General features: G+C 72.1%; 17 protein-coding genes. 9 read left to right on the top strand and 8 right to left on the bottom strand.

Annotated features, from left to right (window positions below; all coding sequences use genetic code 11):
* The first annotated feature begins 116 nt into the window (after positions 1-116).
* The gene (locus LN251_RS39345) at positions 117-599 is read left to right on the top strand and encodes a flavin reductase family protein (protein WP_458248940.1); all 483 of its coding nucleotides are present in this window, start codon (positions 117-119) and stop codon (positions 597-599) included.
* A 103-nt stretch (positions 600-702) separates the two neighbouring features.
* Positions 703-1,398: a DUF899 domain-containing protein gene (locus tag LN251_RS39340; protein WP_458248939.1), complete on the top strand. Its 696-nt coding sequence runs from the start codon at positions 703-705 to the stop codon at positions 1,396-1,398.
* A gap of 63 nt (positions 1,399-1,461) precedes the next feature.
* Here the strand turns inward: LN251_RS39340 and LN251_RS39335 are convergent, their stop codons facing one another.
* Both LN251_RS39335 and LN251_RS39330 read right to left on the bottom strand, forming a co-directional pair.
* Entirely contained in the window at positions 1,462-1,917 is a 456-nt protein-coding gene (locus tag LN251_RS39335) for a hypothetical protein (RefSeq protein WP_458248938.1), read from the bottom strand.
* Between the two features lie 136 nt (positions 1,918-2,053).
* Positions 2,054-3,085 carry an ArsR/SmtB family transcription factor gene (locus LN251_RS39330; protein WP_458248937.1) on the bottom strand — a complete coding sequence of 344 codons (1,032 nt, stop codon included), beginning with the start codon at positions 3,083-3,085 and terminating at the stop codon, positions 2,054-2,056.
* Positions 3,086-3,312: 227 nt separating this feature from the next.
* On the opposite strand from LN251_RS39330, the gene LN251_RS39325 reads away from it, so the two are divergent.
* The 3 genes from LN251_RS39325 (at position 3,313) to LN251_RS39315 (ending at position 7,771) form a co-directional block, all read left to right on the top strand.
* Positions 3,313-4,125, top strand: a complete 813-nt coding sequence (locus tag LN251_RS39325; RefSeq protein WP_458248936.1) for an SAM-dependent methyltransferase — start codon at positions 3,313-3,315, stop codon at positions 4,123-4,125.
* Positions 4,126-4,363: 238 nt separating this feature from the next.
* Positions 4,364-5,935, top strand: a complete 1,572-nt coding sequence (locus LN251_RS39320; protein ID WP_458248935.1) for an MFS transporter — start codon at positions 4,364-4,366, stop codon at positions 5,933-5,935.
* Between the two features lie 237 nt (positions 5,936-6,172).
* On the top strand, positions 6,173-7,771 hold the full coding sequence (locus LN251_RS39315; protein WP_458248934.1) for a hypothetical protein: 1,599 nt from the start codon (positions 6,173-6,175) through the stop codon (positions 7,769-7,771).
* A gap of 30 nt (positions 7,772-7,801) precedes the next feature.
* On the opposite strand, the gene LN251_RS39310 is transcribed toward LN251_RS39315, so the two are convergent.
* Complete coding sequence (locus tag LN251_RS39310) at positions 7,802-8,206, bottom strand: DUF302 domain-containing protein (protein WP_058921214.1); 405 nt, start codon at positions 8,204-8,206, stop codon at positions 7,802-7,804.
* A 179-nt stretch (positions 8,207-8,385) separates the two neighbouring features.
* Here LN251_RS39310 and LN251_RS39305 point away from each other — a divergent pair, with 179 nt between their 5' ends.
* From LN251_RS39305 to LN251_RS39295, 3 genes are read left to right on the top strand one after another with little or no spacing between them, the layout of a single operon-like run.
* On the top strand, positions 8,386-9,750 hold the full coding sequence (locus tag LN251_RS39305) for a rhodanese-like domain-containing protein (RefSeq protein ID WP_458248933.1): 1,365 nt from the start codon (positions 8,386-8,388) through the stop codon (positions 9,748-9,750).
* A gap of 59 nt (positions 9,751-9,809) precedes the next feature.
* Positions 9,810-10,190 carry a rhodanese-like domain-containing protein gene (locus tag LN251_RS39300; protein WP_458248932.1) on the top strand — a complete coding sequence of 127 codons (381 nt, stop codon included), beginning with the start codon at positions 9,810-9,812 and terminating at the stop codon, positions 10,188-10,190.
* Entirely contained in the window at positions 10,187-10,933 is a 747-nt protein-coding gene (locus LN251_RS39295; RefSeq protein ID WP_458248931.1) for a sulfite exporter TauE/SafE family protein, read from the top strand. The genes LN251_RS39300 and LN251_RS39295 overlap by 4 nt, the downstream gene beginning before the upstream one ends.
* A gap of 21 nt (positions 10,934-10,954) precedes the next feature.
* Here LN251_RS39295 and LN251_RS39290 read toward each other — a convergent pair whose 3' ends face one another.
* Complete coding sequence (locus LN251_RS39290; RefSeq protein WP_058921210.1) at positions 10,955-11,242, bottom strand: metal-sensitive transcriptional regulator; 288 nt, start codon at positions 11,240-11,242, stop codon at positions 10,955-10,957.
* A gap of 79 nt (positions 11,243-11,321) precedes the next feature.
* On the opposite strand from LN251_RS39290, the gene LN251_RS39285 reads away from it, so the two are divergent.
* A complete protein-coding gene (locus LN251_RS39285; RefSeq protein WP_458248930.1) occupies positions 11,322-11,909 on the top strand; it encodes a rhodanese-like domain-containing protein in 588 nt (195 codons plus the stop codon).
* 89 nt (positions 11,910-11,998) lie between these two features.
* Here LN251_RS39285 and LN251_RS39280 read toward each other — a convergent pair whose 3' ends face one another.
* The 4 genes from LN251_RS39280 to LN251_RS39265 form a co-directional block, all read right to left on the bottom strand.
* Complete coding sequence (locus LN251_RS39280) at positions 11,999-13,720, bottom strand: aminotransferase class V-fold PLP-dependent enzyme (protein WP_458248929.1); 1,722 nt, start codon at positions 13,718-13,720, stop codon at positions 11,999-12,001.
* Positions 13,721-13,850: 130 nt separating this feature from the next.
* On the bottom strand, positions 13,851-14,456 hold the full coding sequence (locus LN251_RS39275; protein ID WP_458248928.1) for a class I SAM-dependent methyltransferase: 606 nt from the start codon (positions 14,454-14,456) through the stop codon (positions 13,851-13,853).
* 75 nt (positions 14,457-14,531) lie between these two features.
* Entirely contained in the window at positions 14,532-15,917 is a 1,386-nt protein-coding gene (locus tag LN251_RS39270) for a rhodanese-like domain-containing protein (RefSeq protein WP_458248927.1), read from the bottom strand.
* 136 nt (positions 15,918-16,053) lie between these two features.
* The gene (locus LN251_RS39265; protein ID WP_458248926.1) at positions 16,054-17,280 is read right to left on the bottom strand and encodes an FAD-dependent oxidoreductase; all 1,227 of its coding nucleotides are present in this window, start codon (positions 17,278-17,280) and stop codon (positions 16,054-16,056) included.
* Between the last annotated feature and the right edge of the window lie 49 nt (positions 17,281-17,329).

Below are 17,329 nucleotides of genomic sequence, written 5' to 3'. Positions count from 1 at the left end.
TGCCGCCTGGGGGTATGGCGCCCTCCGCTTCGGGAAGTGAAGGGGCGGGAAGGCAGGGCACACGTGTGGTGAGCTGGTGGGGCAGAGTCCGCACCGCAGGACGGGAGTGATGGCAGGTGGACGGGGCCGACGCGTTCACGGACCGGCTCGACCCGGAGATGTGCGTGGTCACGGCCGCCGCCGAGGGGCGGCGGTCGGGATGCCTGGTGGGCTTCTTCTCCCAGTGCTCCATGCGGCCGGTGCGGTTCATGGTGTGGTTGTCCACGGCCAACCACACCTACGAGGTCGCCCGCGCCGCGGACTTTCTCGCCGTCCACCTCCTCGACCGCGAACAGCACGACCTCGCCGAGCTGTTCGGCGGGGAGTGCGGCGCGCGGACCGACAAGTTCGCCCGCGTGCGCTGGCGGAGCGGCCACGGCGGGACGGTCCTGCTGGAGGACGCCGCGGCGTGGTTCGTCGGCAGCGTCGTACGCCGCGTCGAGGACGGTGACCACACCGGGTTCGTCCTGGAACCCGTGGCGTGGGGCGGCCGGACCGAGGGGCAGCTGCTGCGGCTGCGCGAGGCGCTCGACATCGACCCCGGACACCCGGTGGAGTGATCCCCGCATCGGAGAACCGTGGTGCGGCCGGCCGATGAGTTTCGCGGCCGACAGGGGTCTACCGCCCTGGAGGACGAGCGCCTACGAGTTCTGTGAGGGAACCATGACAGCCCAAGCACTGCCCCCGGTCGTCGACGCCGCGACATGGGAACGCCGCCTGCAGGCACTGCGTGCCCGCGAGAAGGCGGCGACCAGGGAACTCGACGCCATCGCCGCCGAGCGCCGGCGACTGCCGATGGTCGAGATGCCCGACTACGTCCTGCGGGGCGAGGAGGGCCCGGTCCGGCTGGCGGACGTCTTCGACGGCAAGAGGCAACTGATCGTCTATCACCACATGTGGTTCGCCGGCCAGGAATGGCAGTGCCCGGGCTGCACCGGATTCACCTCGCAGTTCACCCGCCTGGAGTTCCTGGACGCCTACGACGCCCGGTTCGTCGTCGTCACCCAGGGCCCCATCGAGGAGGCACTGGCCTACAAACGGCGCGTCGGCAACCGTATGACCTGGTACTCCACCGCCGACAGCCCCTTCGGCGCGGACGTCGGCGCCCCGCCCGGCGGCGGCTTCGCGGTCAACGTCTTCCTGCGCGACGGCGACCGGGTCCACCGCACCTGGCACACCGACGGCCGGGGCACCGAGCAGCTCAGCCACACGTTCGCGCTCATCGATCTGCTGCCCCACGGACGGCAGGAGGAGTGGCAGGACTCGCCCGAGGGCTGGCCCCAGTCGCCCACCTACAGCCGCTGGGCGGCGTCGAAGGACATCGCGGCGCTCTACGGCCCCGCAAGCGCCGGCGCCTGAGCCGCGGCGGCCGGTGCGCGGGACGAGAGGTCGCCCCGCGCACCGGCCGCCCCCCGGCCCCCCTCAGCCGGCGTACACCTTGCCCTGCTTCACCACGTAGTGCGCCGAGCCGGAGCAGCCGAGGGACGGTGTGACCAGCAGGCTGACCGCGACGGGCGCGGGCTCGGTGCTCGCGGTCGAGAACTCGCACACGGCACCGTCCCCGGTGAGCGGGTACCAGAACCAGCCGTCGGCCTCGCCCACGGTGACCCGGTCGGACTCCTTCCAGGCGCCGGTGGTGTGCGTGTACACCTGCATCCGCACGGAAGCGGCGTACTCGTCCTGCGTCGACCGCACCGCCGTCAGGGTGATCTTGTAGGTGCTGCCGAGCACCGACGAGGCGATCTGCCGGGTCTGTGGTGCCGCGGTGTCGGCGCTGGACGCGGTGGCTCCGGCGGTCCCCAGGGCCGCGGCGGTCAGAAGGGTGACGCCCGCCGTCGCGGCGCGACGGGCCAGGCGGTGTGCGCGGATCAGGCTCATGGTTCCCCCGTGTGATCTGCGATGTGCGCGGCACGGGTTCCGCCGTGCCGCGTCCCGTCGGTGATGATGGCCCGGCCCCCCGGCGGGCCGAAGCCTTTCGAACCTGCTCGAAACGTCGAAGGCCGCGGCTCGGTCCTCAAGACCGGCCGAGACCCGAGGCGACGCCCGTCTCCTGCAGTCTGTTCGCGTCCCCGTCCAGGAGCCGGTGGCCCATGGGCGTCACCGAGTGACGGACGTACTGCCCCTCGCGATGGCTCGCCACCAGCCCTCCGTCCCTCAGCACGGTGAGCTGGTAGCTGGCGCTGGGCAGGGCGATGCCGACGGCGGAGGCGACTTCGGAGGTGGTGCGGGCGCGTCCACGGGCGACCTCAGTGAGGACCGAGGCCCGGGTGCGGCCCAGCAGGCGGTCCAGACCGCCGTGGCGCAGGGCCGTCACGTCGAGCGGCCGCGCAGTGACGGGATAGACGAGGACGGGGCCGAGGGCGGGATCGGCGAGGGCGGTGGGCCGGCGCCAGCAGAAGTAGGACGGGACGAGGTGCAGGCCGCGGCCCTCCAGATGGAGGTCGCGGTGGGTGGGGTAGTCCACCTCCAGGACGGGCGCCTTCCACTGGGCGTGCGGGCGCAGGCTCTCCAGCAGGGCCAGGACGCCGCCGTCGAGGAGTATCCGGGACCGCACGTCGATCTCGTCGTGGATGGCCCGGCGGACGTGCGGCCAGCGGGGTCCGAGCAGCGCCCCGGAGGAGATCTCCAGCGCCTTCACCAGGGAGCGCATGCCGTGGCCTTCCGGCCGGCCGAGAGCCGTGGTCCACGCGGGCAGCGGCCGCGCCGTGCCCAGCCTGGTCAACTCGTGTCGCAGACGCCTTGCAGGCGTGGCCCCCACCACCTCCAGGGCCGCGGCCAGACCTCCCTCGGGGACGGAGGACGGGGTGAGGAAGTCGGGGATGTATCCGACGGGTGGGACGAGCGTCTGCAGGGCGAGCACGGCGCGCTGCGACATCGGGTCGCCGGCCAGCCGTTCACGCACGGAGCGGCGCCAGGCCCCGAACTCCAGCGGTCCCTGATGCGTGCTCAGCCGGCAGGTCGCGCAGACCAGTTCCCACAGGGGATCGGGGCGACGGGAGATCCGGATGTTCTGTAAGTCCTCGGGCGTGAAGTGGATGCGGAGCATGCGGCCTCTTTCGTGGACTGTGGGGGGTTGGCCGAGGGTGGAATCGAGTGAAAGCGGTACACGTCGTCATGGGTGACGACTGACACGGACGGAAGGTTGGTTGCGCCCTCGTGACCACCGGCTCCACCGTGCCCGTCGGAAAGGCCGAACCCGAAGGCGATCGGGGCGTGTTGGGGCGTAGGTTGTGCTGTGACTCGATCACAACGCGGTGAAAGGCGGACCGGCAGATGACCGATCCCGGGGCGACGCCCGACAGACTGAGCCAGACGATCGACACGTCGGTCCCGCACTCGGCACGGATCTGGAACTACTGGCTCGGCGGCAAGGACAACTACCCCGTCGACGAGGAGGCCGGCGACGCCTACACCGCCGTCTTCCCCGGCATCGTCACCATCGCCCGCAGCAGCCGGGCCTTCCTGCGCCGCACCATCACCCATCTGGTGTCCGAGGCGGGCATCCGGCAGTTCCTGGACGTCGGCACCGGCCTGCCGACCGCCCAGAACACCCACGAGGTCGCCCAGGGGATCGCCCCCGAGGCGCGGATCGTCTACGTCGACAACGACCCCATGGTCCTGGCCCACGCCCGCGCCCTGCTCTACTCCTCCCGCGAGGGCGCGACGGCCTACATCGACGCGAACGTGACGGACCCGGAGCGCATCCTCGCGGCGGCCGCGGAGACACTGGACTTCGAACGCCCCACCGCGCTCATCCTCAGCAACATCCTCGGACACGTCGCCGACTACGACCAGGCCCGCGCCATCGTCGGCCGGCTCATGGACGCTCTGCCGTCCGGCAGTTACCTCTGCGTCAACGACGGCTCACGCGGCATCGACCCTGTCTTCGAAGAGGCCCAGGACGCCTACAACGACAGCGGAGCCGTCCCGTACAACCTGCGCACCGTCGAGGACATCACCCGGTTCTTCGACGGTCTGGAACTCGTCGACCCCGGCGTCGTGTCGGTCACCCAGTGGCGTCCCGAGCCCGGCTCACCCGCCCCCGAGGTCGTCGCGGAGCACGGGGGTCTCGCCCGCAAGCCGTGACCGGTGACGGTCGTACACGACGACGGCACCCACGCCCCCGGGGCTGAACTCCCCGCGATCCGGCACCCGCCCTTTGCGCCACTGCCGTGCGCCAGGGCGGGGCGCGGAGTCGCCCCGGGCGGCGATCTCACACGTATGACCTCAGTGATCACGGGCAGAAGCCTGGCGTGTGGCGGGCTCGCGCCTGCCGCAGAATTCGCCTCAGCGAAGCAGCACGTGGTCGAAAGAGGGTGGAAACGTGACCGGGGCCGTGCCCGACGGAGCGTCCGATCCGAGGCCGGCGCAGGTGCCGAAGGCGGTCGCGGAACTGCCTCGGCAGGTGCGCGAGGAACTCACGCGCCGGCTGCGGCGCAAGAAGCACGCCTTCGGCGCCGACGACGTCCAGGTCGTCGAGCCGCCGCTGCTGCGGCGCGCGGTGGGCGCCTCGGCGCTCGGCAACTGCATGGAGTGGTTCGACTTCGGCGTCTACAGCTACCTGGCCGCCACCATCGGCAAGGTCTTCTTCCCGGGCGCCTCTCCCGGCGCGCAGGTCGTCTCCTCCTTCGCCACGTTCGCGGCCGCGTTCGTCGTCCGGCCCCTCGGCGGGCTCGTCTTCGGCCCCCTCGGCGACCGCCTGGGCCGGCAGAAGGTCCTGGCCACCACGATGATCATGATGGCGATCGGTACCTTCGCCATCGGCCTCATCCCCAGTTACGCGACGATCGGCATCGCCGCGCCGATCCTGCTGCTCGTCGCCCGGATGGTGCAGGGCTTCTCCACCGGCGGCGAGTACGGCGGCGCCACCACGTTCGTGGCCGAGTACTCACCGGACCGGCGCCGCGGATTCCTCTCCAGCTGGCTGGATTTCGGCACCTTCGTGGGCTACGCGCTCGGTTCCGCGCTGGTGACCGTGCTGAACCTGGCGCTCACCGACGATCAGATGCTGGCCTGGGGCTGGCGTCTGCCGTTCCTGATCGCCGGCCCGCTGGGCGTGATCGGCCTCTACATGCGGCTCAAGCTGGAGGAGTCGCCGGCGTTCCAGCAGCAACTGGACGAGCACGACAGGAGCATCGCCCAGGAGTCGGCGGGCAGCGAGCTGAAGTCGATCGTCACCCGCCACTGGCGGCCGCTGCTGATCTGCATGGGGCTGGTGCTCCTCTACAACGTCACGAACTACATGGTCACCGGTTTCCTGCCGACGTATCAGACGGAGACGCTCAACCGGTCCAGCAGTTCCGCCGACGTGCTGGTGCTGACCGGCATGGTGTGGATCGTCGTGCTGATCACCTTCATCGGTCGCCTCAGCGACCGGATCGGCAGGCGTCCGGTCTACGGGGTCTCGGCGGCCGCGATGATCGTGCTCGCGGTGCCTTCCTTCCAGCTGATCAAGATGTCGGGAACGTGGCCGCCGATCCTCGGCGTGCTGATCCTCTCCACCCTGCTGGCCTGCTTCGCCGCGCCGAGTGCCGCCACTCTGCCCGCCCTCTTCCCGACGGCCGTCCGGTACGCGGCGATGGGCATAGGCTTCAACATCGCGGTCGCGGCGTTCGGCGGCACCACCCCGCTCGTCACCGAAGCACTGGTCAACGTCACCGGCGACGACCTGATGCCCGCCTACTACCTGATGCTGGCCGGGGTGATCGGCCTGGTGACGGTGAAGTTCCTGCCCGAGACCGCGCAGGTCCCGCTCAACGGCTCGCAGCCCATGGTCGGTTCGCCCGAGGAGCGCCAGGAACTGATCAGCACCTCGCAGGAGCTGTACCGCGTCTCCACCCGACAGGGCGAAGGCGCTTTCCGACCGGAGTCCTCGGCCCGCTCGCGCCGGCCCTGACGCGTACCGCGCGCCGTGGCCACCGCAAATTCGCCGCGTCTTCCACAGCCGTGCGTCACAGCCGATCCGGACGGCATCAACTGAATCCTTCTTGTTCACCGGCGACTTCAGGTCGCCGGTGACCCGCCTGCCGCGGTGCCGGACGTTCGTTTCGTTGGCAAAGAGCTGTGAGTTGTCCACGTACGCGCTGTTAACGTCGCTGGCCCACGGGTGGGAAGCGCAGTGAGGAGCAGAACAGTGCCCCGGAACGAGTCGCAGGCGCCGCACACCGTACGGCGCGAGCACGCCCGGCGCCGTGCGCGGTCCAAGTGGTCGCTCGCCGTCGTCGGAGGGCCGATGATCCTGGCCGTCGTCGCCGGATCGGTGTTCGCGGCCGGCGGCCACCACCGGCACCAGCCCGGCGGGGGAACTGCCGCGCGGTCGACGCAGGCCGCAGAACCGGACCCGAACTGCACGCTGGTGGTTCCGGAGCACCCCCTCACCGCCCGAGGACTGGCCACGCCCTACCGGCTCGTCGCGACGGACCCGCGCCAGGGCCCCTGCCACGAGGCCGATCCCGGCCAGGCGGCCTTCGTCGAGGCCGCGATCCTGACCAGGGACGGCAAGCTGACCGTCTACGACCCGCTGGTGATCGACCGGGGGACGAGGCCGGCCGCGAGGACCGTCCGGCCCAGGGTGCCGAAGGGCTCGACGGTCGGCATATGGTTCGGGTTCAACGCCGCCCAGCTCACCCTGAAGTCGAGCGGCCGCGCCGACAGCCTCGCGCAGGGCAGGTGCGTCAACGGCGCGCCGGGCTCCCCCTTCGGCCAGTTCGCGTACTGCAACGCACCCGCCTTCTTCCGCGCCGCCGACGTGCAGAAGGCCCAGAAGCACTTGAGGATTCCCCCACTCGGGACCGCCAGGGACGGCCTGCCCTGTCCGACCACGCGGGACTTCTCGGTCGTGGACCAGGACGGCAGCGACAACGTGGTCACCCACTACCTCGCCGACGCCCGTGGACGCACCGCCCAGAACAACGCCGCGAGCCGGGCGGTCCTGCGCCGGGCGGGCGCGAAGCCCGCGGACCTCACCAACGGCAGCGACAACCTGCTGCTGACCCACTTCATCGACCCCGCGCTCGGCTGCACGCCCTTCACCGCGCCCGACCAGTCCAGCGACGGCCGGGCCTCGTCGGCGTTGCCGTTGGACGAGTTGTCCGCCGCGGCCCGTCAGCGGGCGCCGATCGCCCTGATCCCGCAGAACGACCCGATGACGCTCGTCGACGGCCACGCCAGTGTCCGCAAGACCGACCTCTACCGGGCCGGAGTCGACATGCCCCCGGTCGGAGCGGGCGACGACGGCAACGGGGCCGCGTACTGCAGGAAGCTCTTCGCCGGGCCGTCCGGCATCCACCGCGTCTTCAAGGACCGCTCGCTCCTGCGGACCGCGCCCTCGCCGGACCCGGCCACCGCACCGAACCTCTTCGGCTTCCTGGCCTCTCGCGCCAACCAGACGTTCACCAACCTCGGCTGCGACCGGCTGCTCGGCTCCGGAAACCCCGTGGTGCTCACGACGGACGGCCAGGGTCTGGTGACCGACGCGGTCCTCAGGCCGCTCGGCAGGGTGCCCGCGTCACCCACGCCCACCGGACCGGCCCGCGGCGCCTCGCCGTCGGTGACGGCCGCCACCTCGTCGCCCGCAGTGACCGACGGGCCGTCGTCGTCGCCGACCGGCGGGCCCGGTTCCATGCCTACCGCCTCCGGTGAGGTCTCGACGAGCCCGAGTGCGGGCGCATCCGCCCCCTCGGTCACCGGCGTTCCCCCGTCGTCGCCGAGCACCCCGCCCGTGGTGGGCTGAGGAACCCCTGACCCCGCGCCCTGCGCGGGGTCAGTTCTGCCCGTCCGTCGCGGCGAGTGCGGCGAGTGCGGCGTCGAGGCGGCGGGTGGCCTCCTCGGCGACCGGGCGCAGGGCGTCGAGTTCGGTGAGGGCGACCATCGTGTTCGGATCCAGGGCCTGGACGACGGTGCCGTCGCCGTCACGGCGGACGACCACGTTGCAGGGCAGCAGCAGCCCGATCGAGCGGTCGGTGTCCAGGGCGCGGTGCGCGAGGGGCGGGTTGCAGGCGCCGAGGATCACGTAGTCCTCCATGTCGTGGTCCAGCTTGGCCTTGAGCGTGGCGGTGACGTCGATCTCGGTGAGGATGCCGAAGCCCTGCTCGGCCAGCGCCTCACGGGTGCGGGCGACGGCGGTGGCGAAGTCGGCGTCGAGGCGGACTGTGCGGTCGTAGCGCATGGCGGTGATCCGTTTCTTCTCGTCGTTCGCGCGGCGCGGGACGGGTGTCCGGGCACGGGCGAGGTACTCGGGTCGTGATGACTGGGGTCTACCTGCCCTCAAAAATACCCCCCGGGGTACTCATGCTACCGTCGTAGGTATACCCCCAGGGGTAAATCTTCACCGGAAGGGAGTACCTCGTGTTCTTCGTCGACACGATCGAGGTCGCCGGACTCGGCAACCGCAGCTATCTCGCGGGAGGTGAGCGGACCGCGGTGGTGGTGGATCCACCCCGCGACATCGACCAGGTGATCGCCGCGGCGGCCCGACGGGGGGTGCGGATCTCGCACGTGGTCGAGACGCACGTGCACAACGACTACGTCACCGGCGGCCTCGAGCTGGCCCGGGTCGTCGGAGCCGCCTACCTGGTGCCCGCCGCCGCCCGAGTCTCCTTCGCACGGGTGCCGGTGGCCGACGGCGACCGGACGGAGATCGACGCCGAGGCCGGCCTGACCCTGCGCGCGCTGGCCACGCCCGGGCACACCCCGCACCACACCTCCTACGTCCTGGAGGAGAACGGCGCGGCGATCGCCGTGTTCACCGGCGGTTCGCTCCTGATCGGCACCGTCGGCCGGCCCGACCTGGTCGAGCCCCGGCTGACCGAGGGCCTGGCCCGCGCGCAGCACGCCTCCGCCCGCCGCCTGGCCGCCGAGCTGCCCGACGAGACGGCCGTCCTGCCCACCCACGGATTCGGCAGCTTCTGCTCGTCCACGCAGTCCGAGGGCGGTGACACCACCATCGGCAAGGAGAAGGTGTCCAACGAGGCCCTGACCCGGGACGTCGACTCCTTCGTCGCCGACCTGCTGGCCGGCCTGGACGACGTCCCCGCCTACTACACGCACATGGGACCGGCCAACGCCACCGGTCCGGCGCCGGTCGACCTGACCCCGCCCGCCGTCGCGGACGCCGGCGAGATCGCCGCCCGGCTGGCCGCGGGGGAGTGGGTGGTGGACCTGCGCAACCGAGTCGCCTTCGCCCAGGGCCATGTCGCCGGCTCCTTCAACTTCGAGGCGGAGGGGCAGCTCGCCACCTACCTGGCCTGGCTGATCCCCTGGGGCAAGCCCGTCACCCTCCTCGCCGAGTCGCCCGAGCAGCTCGCCGCCGCACAGCGCGAGCTGGTGCGGGTGGGCATCGACCGTCCGGCGGCCGCGGCCACCGGCGGCCCCGCCCAGTGGCTGCGCGAGGGCGAAGAGCCGGCCGCCTTCGCACGGGGTACCTTCGCCGACCTCGCCGGACGGGCCGGGGACGACGTCGTCGTCCTGGACGTGCGCCGGGCGTCGGAGCGGTCCGACGGGTACATCGAGGGCTCGGTGCACATCCCCGTCCACACACTGCCCCGCCGCCTCGCCGAGATCCCCGACGGCGAGGTGTGGGTGCACTGCGCCGGCGGCATGCGCGCCGCCGTCGCGGCCTCCCTGCTGGACGCCGCGGGCCGGGACGTCGTGGCCGTCGACGACTCCTTCGACGCCGCCGGCAAGGCGGGCCTCACCGTCCGGACCCCCTGATGCCGTACCGGCGTACCGGACTTTTGAACCACAGGCGAGAACAGGAGCCAGAAACCGACATGAGCATCTTCCGACGGGACCGGGGCGGTCCGGGCCGGGTCAGCGTGCAGGTGGCCGCCCAACGCACCGGGCACGGCGACGGTGGCGCCGACGCCGTACTGCTGGACGTACGGGAGCCGTACGAGTGGCAGGCCGGGCACGCGCCGCGTGCCGTGCATCTGTCGCTGTCCGCGCTGGCCGCCGGGGCGGGACTGCCCTCCCGCGCGCAGGCCCGGCCCCTGATCGTGATCTGCCGGTCCGGCAACCGCTCCCGGCAGGCCGCGGAACTGCTCGTGGCCCGCGGTTCGGAGGCCGTCGACGTGATCGGCGGGATGCGGGACTGGGTCGCGGCGGGGCTGCCGGTGGTGGACGCCCGCGGCGGCAACGGCACGATAGCGTGAGCGCGGTCGTCCTCGCCCTGGCCGCCGGAGCCGTGATCGGCCTGGCGCTGGGCGCGCTCGGCGGCGGCGGGAGCGTCCTGGCCGTCCCCGCGCTGATCTATCTGCTGGGCTTCAGTCCGGTGGGGGCGACGACCGCCAGCCTGGTCATCGTCACCATCACCTCGGTCACCGCGCTCGTCGCCCACGCCCGTGACGGCCATGTGCGCTGGCGCACCGGACTGCTGTTCGCGGCGGCCGGGATCGGCCCGGCGATGCTGGGCGGCGCACTCGCCTCCAGTATCCCGGCGGCCGTCCTGACATCGGCGTTCGCCGTGGTCGCGGGCGTGGCCGCCGTGCGCATGCTGCGCTCCCGGCCGGCCGCGGAAGGCACCGTGACGGTGCGTCCCGGGCGGGCCGCGGCGGCCGGCGCCGGCCTCGGCGCGGTCACCGGCGTCCTCGGTGTCGGCGGCGGTTTCCTCGCCGTTCCGGCACTCGTCGGGGTGCTCGGGATGCGCATGCGCAACGCCGTGGGCACCAGCCTGCTCGTCATCACCGTCAACTCGCTTGCCGCCCTGTCGATGCGCGCCGGCACGGTCGAGACCCTCGACTGGACGGTCGTCGGGCCGTTCATCGCGGCCGCCGTGCTGGGCGCCTGGGACGGCAAGCGGCTGTCCGCGAAGGTCTCCGGGCATACGCTCCAGCGGATCTTCGCGGTGGTGCTGCTGGCCGTGGCGGTCTTCATGTTCGTCGACGGGCTGCTGTGAGCGACCGCGCGGCGGGCGTCCTCAGGCCAGGGACAGGAACAGCTTCTCCAGGCGGGCGCGCATCGCCTCGGGGTCCTCGCCGTTCTTGCGCCCCGACTCCATGTCCGTCACGCACTGCTGCAGCCCTGTCGCGATGATCGCGAAACCGGCGCGGTCCAGCGCTCGGGACGCGGCGGCGAGCTGGGTGACGACCTCCTCGCAGTCACGGCCTTCCTCGATCATCCGGATCACTCCGGAGATCTGACCCTGTGCGCGGCGCAGCCGGTTCAGCACGGCCTTGAGATCCGCACCCTCGAGTTCAAGTTCCACGATCACTCCTAGAAATACCCCTAGGGGTACTGTACGTCCCGGTTCGGGACGGCGTCGACCATTAAGGATCACACCTGTCATGACCCACCCCACCTCCCCCCTCTCCCTCGGCCCCGACCAGGCCCGCACCCGGCTGCAGGAGTTCACCGTCATCGACGTGCGCACGCCCGCCGAGTACGCCTCCGGTCACCTCCCCGGGGCGCTGAACATCCCGCTGGACCACGTCCGGCGGGCGCTGCCGGAGATACGGCACGCCGCAGGGCGCGGCGACGTCCTCGTCGTGTGCGCCTCCGGGGCCCGCTCCGAGAACGCCTGCAAGCTGCTGGCCGAGGAGGGCATCGCCACGGCGACCCTGGCCGGCGGCACCGGTGCCTGGGCCGCCGAGGGACACGACCTGCACACGCCCGCGGCCTGCGCGACCCGTTCCGCCTGGAGCATGGAGCGCCAGGTGCGCTTCACCGTCGGCACGCTGGTCCTCCTCGGTCTCGCCCTGGGCCTGCTGGTGCATCCGGCCCTGCTGCTGATCTCGGCCGCCATGGCGGGCGGTCTGGTCTTCTCCGCCCTGACCAACACGTGCGGCATGGCGGTCGTGCTGGGCAAGCTGCCCCACAACCGCCCGCGCGCGGCCGACCTGGACGCCGCCCTCTCCGTCCTGCGCACCCGCTGAGGCCGCGCATCCGGGGCACCTCGCGCGGGCGGCGCGAGGTGCCTCTGGCCGCAGCGGACTGCTGACGTCGGGCAGGGTGTTCGCTCGGCTCAACCGGCCCCTGGCCGGGTTTGTTCCAGGCAGACGGGCGGCAGCGGGAACCAGCGCATGCGCTCGAAGTCGGCGGGCAGTCCGGTCGGGCCGGCGTCGAGACGGCCGGGGCGGGCGACCAGCGCCTCGCGGGCCTGTTCCAGCTGATCGGCCAGTGCCTCCTCGCCCAGGTGCGGGCGGCGGACGGCGGGGGCGATGATCGGCCCGTCGGCGCCGAAGCGCACGTCCGTCAGCCGCAGCGGGGGTTCGGCGGGGCCGTGGTGGTGGCGCCACTGTCCGGTGTGCGGATCGAAGCGGTAGTCGGGCAGGAGCCGGTGGCCGTGCGTGGCGATCAGGTCGACCGCGTCGACGAGGTAGTCACGCACGGCGTCGCTGATGAAGTAGTTGAAGTTCAGGCGGACCCAGCCGGGCTTGATGCCGTCGCAGCCGCGGGTGATCTCGTCCAGCAGGGCGTGGGAGGTGACCGCGTCGATGGCCAGCAGCCGGTGGCCGTAGGGGCCGGCGCAGGAGCAGCCGCCGCGGGCCTGGATGCCGAAGAGGTCGTTGAGCAGGGCGACGACGTAGTTGTGGTGCAGATAGGCGTGCGCGCCGTGGCGGATGCGGAAGGAGACGATGGACAGCCGCCGGGCGTGGTGGTCGCCGAGGATCTCGATGCCGTCGTTGCGGTCCCAGCGGGCCAGGGCGTAGCGCCAGTGCCGCTCCTCGGCGGCCTGGATGGCGTCGGTGCCCACGGCCTGCTTGAGGGCGAAGACCAGCCCGGCCCTGACGGACTCCACGATCGCCGGCGTACCGCCCTCCTCCCGGGCGACGGGGTCGTCGAGGTAGCGGTGGCCGAGGGGGTCGACGAAGGCGACCGTGCCGCCGCCGGGGGCGGTGGGCACCGCGTTGCGCACCAGCCGGCGGCGCACGACGAGCACGCCCGGGGTCTGCGGGCCGCCGACGAACTTGTGCGGTGAGACGAACAGCGCGTCCTTGTGGTCCCCGGCCCCCGGCGTGCTCTCGGCCATCCGTATCGGGATGTACGGCGCCGCCGCCGCGTAGTCCCAGAAGGACAGGGCGCCGTGTGCGTGCAGCAGGGCGGCGACGCGGTCGGTGTCGGTGAGGATGCCGGTGACGTTGGACGCGGCGGAGAAGCTGCCGATCAGCAGCGGACGCCCGGCGTGGCGCAGCAGCTCCGCCCGCAGGTGGTCGAGGTCGATGTGGCCGTCGGCGTCCGCGTCGATCACCACCACGTCGGCGACCGACTCGCGCCAGGGCAGTTCGTTGGAGTGGTGCTCGTACGGTCCGACGAACACCACCGGGCGCCGCTTGGGCGCGGGCCGGTCGGGGCCGCGCAGGCCCAGGATGCCGACCAGCTTGTTGACCGCGGCGGTCGCGCCGGAGCCGCAGAAGATCACCAGGTCGTCCGGCGTGCCGCCGACCGCGTCCCGGATGATCCGGCGGGCGTCCTCGCGCAGCCGGGTCGTCTGCAGCCCGGTGCTGGAACTCTCCGTGTGTGTGTTGCCGTAACGCGGCAGCACCTGCTCACGGATGAAGTCCTCCAGGAAGTCCAGTGAGCGGCCGGAGGCCGTGTAGTCGGCGTAGACGAGGCGTTTGGGGCCGTACGGCCCCTCCAGCACCTCGTCGTCGCCGACCAGACCGGATCTGATCCGCTCGACCAGGGTCGGCGTGGCCGGTGCGTCCAGATCCGTGCCGACGGTCAGCGGGGTGGTGTCGCTCATCGTCGGGTCCCTTCGCCGGTGCCGGCCACTGCGCCCCCCATACCCTGCAGGGTATTTTCCCACAGTCGGCCGGTCGGCGCCCGGGCCGGGACGGTCCTGGCCGGAGTCCGTCGACGGGGCCGGGCGGGTGTCATCTCCGCACGGCGCGCACGAGTGCGTCGAGGGCCGTACGGCCGGTCCCCTCGGCGTCGGTCACCGGCCGCGCGAGGGTCTCGGCCCGCACGATGTCGGCGCGGGGCCGCCACACGTCGGCGACCTGCTGCGGTGTGTACAGCACGTCCGGGTCCTGCGGGCCGCCGTGGCCACGCGCCGGGTTGGCCGCGTCGTGGCCCACCAGCAGGAGGGTGCCGCCCGCGCGGACGCAGGCGGCGGCCCGGGACAGCACCGGGGCCATCTGCGACCACGGCAGGTGCAGATAGGAGATCAGCGCGAGGCCGTACGTCGCCTCCGGGGCCGTCCAGGCCGTGAGGTCGGCCTGGACGGTACGCAGCCGCACGCCCCGGTCGGCGGCCAGCCGCTCGGCCTTCTCGAGGGCCACGCCGGAGAAATCCACGGCGTCGACCTCCCAGCCGCGCTCCGCCAGCCAGACCGCGTTGCGCCCCTCACCGGCCGCGAGGTCGACCGCACGCCCGGACGGTTCCAGGTCGCGCAGCTCCTCCTCGACGAACCGGTTGGGCTCGGCCCGCCACACCAGTTCGCTGACCCGATACCGCTGGTCCCAGTCCGCTGCGTCCACCGTGGCACCTCGTTCCTCGGTCGGTGGGGAAGCCCCGCTCCCACTGTCGCCGACACCGGGGCGGTCGTGCCGGATTCACACGTCGGCGGGTGCGGGCAGGGCGAGCCAGGCGCCGTAGCCGCCGAGCAGGTCGGAGACGTCGGTGCGGCCGGTGTGGCGCAGCAGGCTGGCGGCGATGGAGGAGCGGTGGCCTCCGGCGCAGTGGACGACCAGGGGGCGGTCGGTGGGGATCTCCTGGGTGCGGCGGGCGAGTTCGGCCAGCGGGATGTGCAGCGAGCCCTCGATGTGGCCCTCCTCGCGCTCGGCGGTGTTGCGCACGTCCAGGACCAGCGGCGGTTCGGCCCCGGCGAGGGCGGTTCGCAGTTCGTCGGCGGTGAGGCGGCTGGCCTGGGTCATCTCCTGGGCCAGGGCGGGGAAGGCTCCTTCGGGCTCGCGCAGGTAGCCGCCGACTTTGTCGAAGCCGATCCGGGCGAGCCGGGTGACGATCTCCTCCTCGCGGTCCTGCGGGGCGATGACCACGACGTCCTGTTCGGGGGCGACGACCATGCCGGCCTGCTCGGCGAAGCGGCCGTCGGCGGGCACGTTGACCGAGCCGCGCAGATGACCGGCGGCGAAGTCCTGCGGGGAGCGGGCGTCCAGGACGACCGCGCCGTCGGCGCGGCGTCGCATGAATTCCTGCGCGGACAGTGGCACGGGTGCGGCGGCGGCGTCGAAGAGGCAGTGTTCCTTGCGGTTGAGGATGGCGTCGTAGACGAAGTAGGCGGGTGCGGAGGGCTGCCCGGCGGTCACCAGCTGAACGAACTGCTCCCGGCTCATGGGCCGGCAGGCGTAGTTGGTGGCGCGCTGTTCGCCGATGGTGGACTGGCGCTGGGTGGAGAGGTTCTTGCCGCAGGCGGAGCCCGCGCCGTGGGCGGGGAAGACGCGGACCGCGTCCGGCAGGTCCATCAGCTTGTGCTGGATGGTGTCGTAGAGCATGGTGCCGAGTTCGTCGGCGGTCACGCCGATGGAGGCCAGCAGGTCGGGGCGGCCGACGTCGCCGATGAAGAGGGCGTCGCCGGTGAGCACCCCGTAGGGCACCGCGTCCTGGGCGTGCTCGCAGACCAGGACGCTGATCGACTCGGGGGTGTGGCCGGGGGTTTCGAGGATCTGCAGCTGTACGTCGCCGAGGTCGATGCGTTCGCCGTCGGTCAGTTTGCGGATGGGGTACTCGGCCTCGGCGCGCTGTCCGTAGCCGATCCAGGCGCCGGTGCGGTCGGCGAGTTCGAGGTGGCCGGCGAGGAAGTCGGCGTGGAAGTGGGTGTTGACGACGGCCTCGATGGTGAAACCGTGGGCGGCGGCGTCGGTGAGGTACTCGGAGACGTCGCGGCGCGGGTCGACGACGACGGCCCGGCCGGTGCTCTCGTCGGCGATCATGTAGGACGCCTGGGAGAGGCAGTCGAGGTAGTACTGGGCGAAGAACATGGTCGGGTGACCTCCATGAAGAACGGGTTGAATACCCGGGGGGGGGTATGCAAGAGAGTCTGGTGCGCCCTGGACACAGGGTCGCGGCGGGCGGGGCGGTGGTCGGCCCGGGCCGGGGGATGCCCGGGCCGACCGGTCACAGACGGCCGGTGAGCATGCCGCGCCAGTAGACGGGCGGCAGTCCGTACCGCTTGAACAGCCACATGGTGCGCCGTTCCTTGAACGGGTCGAGCAGCGGGAACGTCGGGGTGGGCTTGAGGTCGTAGTCGAACTCGGCGAGCAGCATCCGGTCCCGGGCGGTCACCAGCGGGCAGGACGTGTAGCCGTCGTAACGGTGGGACGGAGAGCGGCCGTTCATGACGTCCAGCAGGTTGCCTGCCACCACCGGGGCCTGCTTGCGCACGGCCGCGCCGGTCTTGGAGGTCGGCAGGTTCGCCACGTCGCCGACGGCGAAGACGTTGCCGTGGACCGGGTGCCGGAGGGTGTGCTTGTCGGCCGCGACGAAGCCCTGCGGGCTGGCGGGGTCGGCGAGCGGGCTCTCCTTGACCCAGTCGGGGGCGCTCTGCGGGGGCACGGCGTGCAGGAAGTCGTAGCCGAGCGTCTCCTTGGTGCCGTTCGCGTGGTCGGTGACGGTCAGTTCGCGGGCGTCGCCCTCGACGGCCGTCATCTCGGAGCGCAACCGCACCTCGATGCCGTAGCGGGCGGCGACCTTCTCCAGCACCTGCGACCAGGCGGGCACCTTGAACATGGCGGGGTCGGGGATGACGAGGACGACGCGGATGTCGTCGAGGACCTTCTTGCGGCGCCAGTGGTCGGCGGCCAGGTAGGCGATCTTCTGCGGGGCGCCGCCGCACTTCAGCGGGGTGGCCGGGTGGGTGAACACGGCCGTGCCGGACCGCATCCGCTTGATCAGGTCCCAGGTGCGCGGGGCGTACTCGGGCAGGTAGTTGCTGCTGACCACGTCGTGCCCGACCGCCTCGGCCAGGCCCGGTACGCCGTTCCAGTCGAGCTGGATGCCCGGTGCCATGACCAGGTACTCGTAGGTCAGCTCGGCGCCGCCGGACAGTCGCACCGTACGGGCGTCGGCGTCCACGGCCACCGCGCGGCGGCGGATCCAGCGGACGCCGTCGGGTATGACGGAGCCCTCGGGACGCCGGGTGGTGCTGAGGGGGGCCTGGCCGCCGCCTACGAGGGTCCACAGCGGCTGGTACCAGTGGGTGTCGGACGGTTCGATCAGGGTGATGTCGGTGACGCCGGCACGCCTGAGGCGGGCTGCGACGCTGATCCCGGCGCTGCCTCCGCCGATGACGGCGACGCGGTGACGGCCGTCGAGCGGTGCGTCGGACGAGGGGATGGCGGCCAAGGCGGTGCTCCTTTCCGGTGGGCCGGTGGTGCGGGTTCGGTGCGGGTTC

This window comes from Streptomyces sp. MAI_2237 (assembly GCF_054189285.1).
Note: the sequence above shows the minus strand (reverse complement) of the source record. Positions and strands in the feature narration are given on the sequence as shown.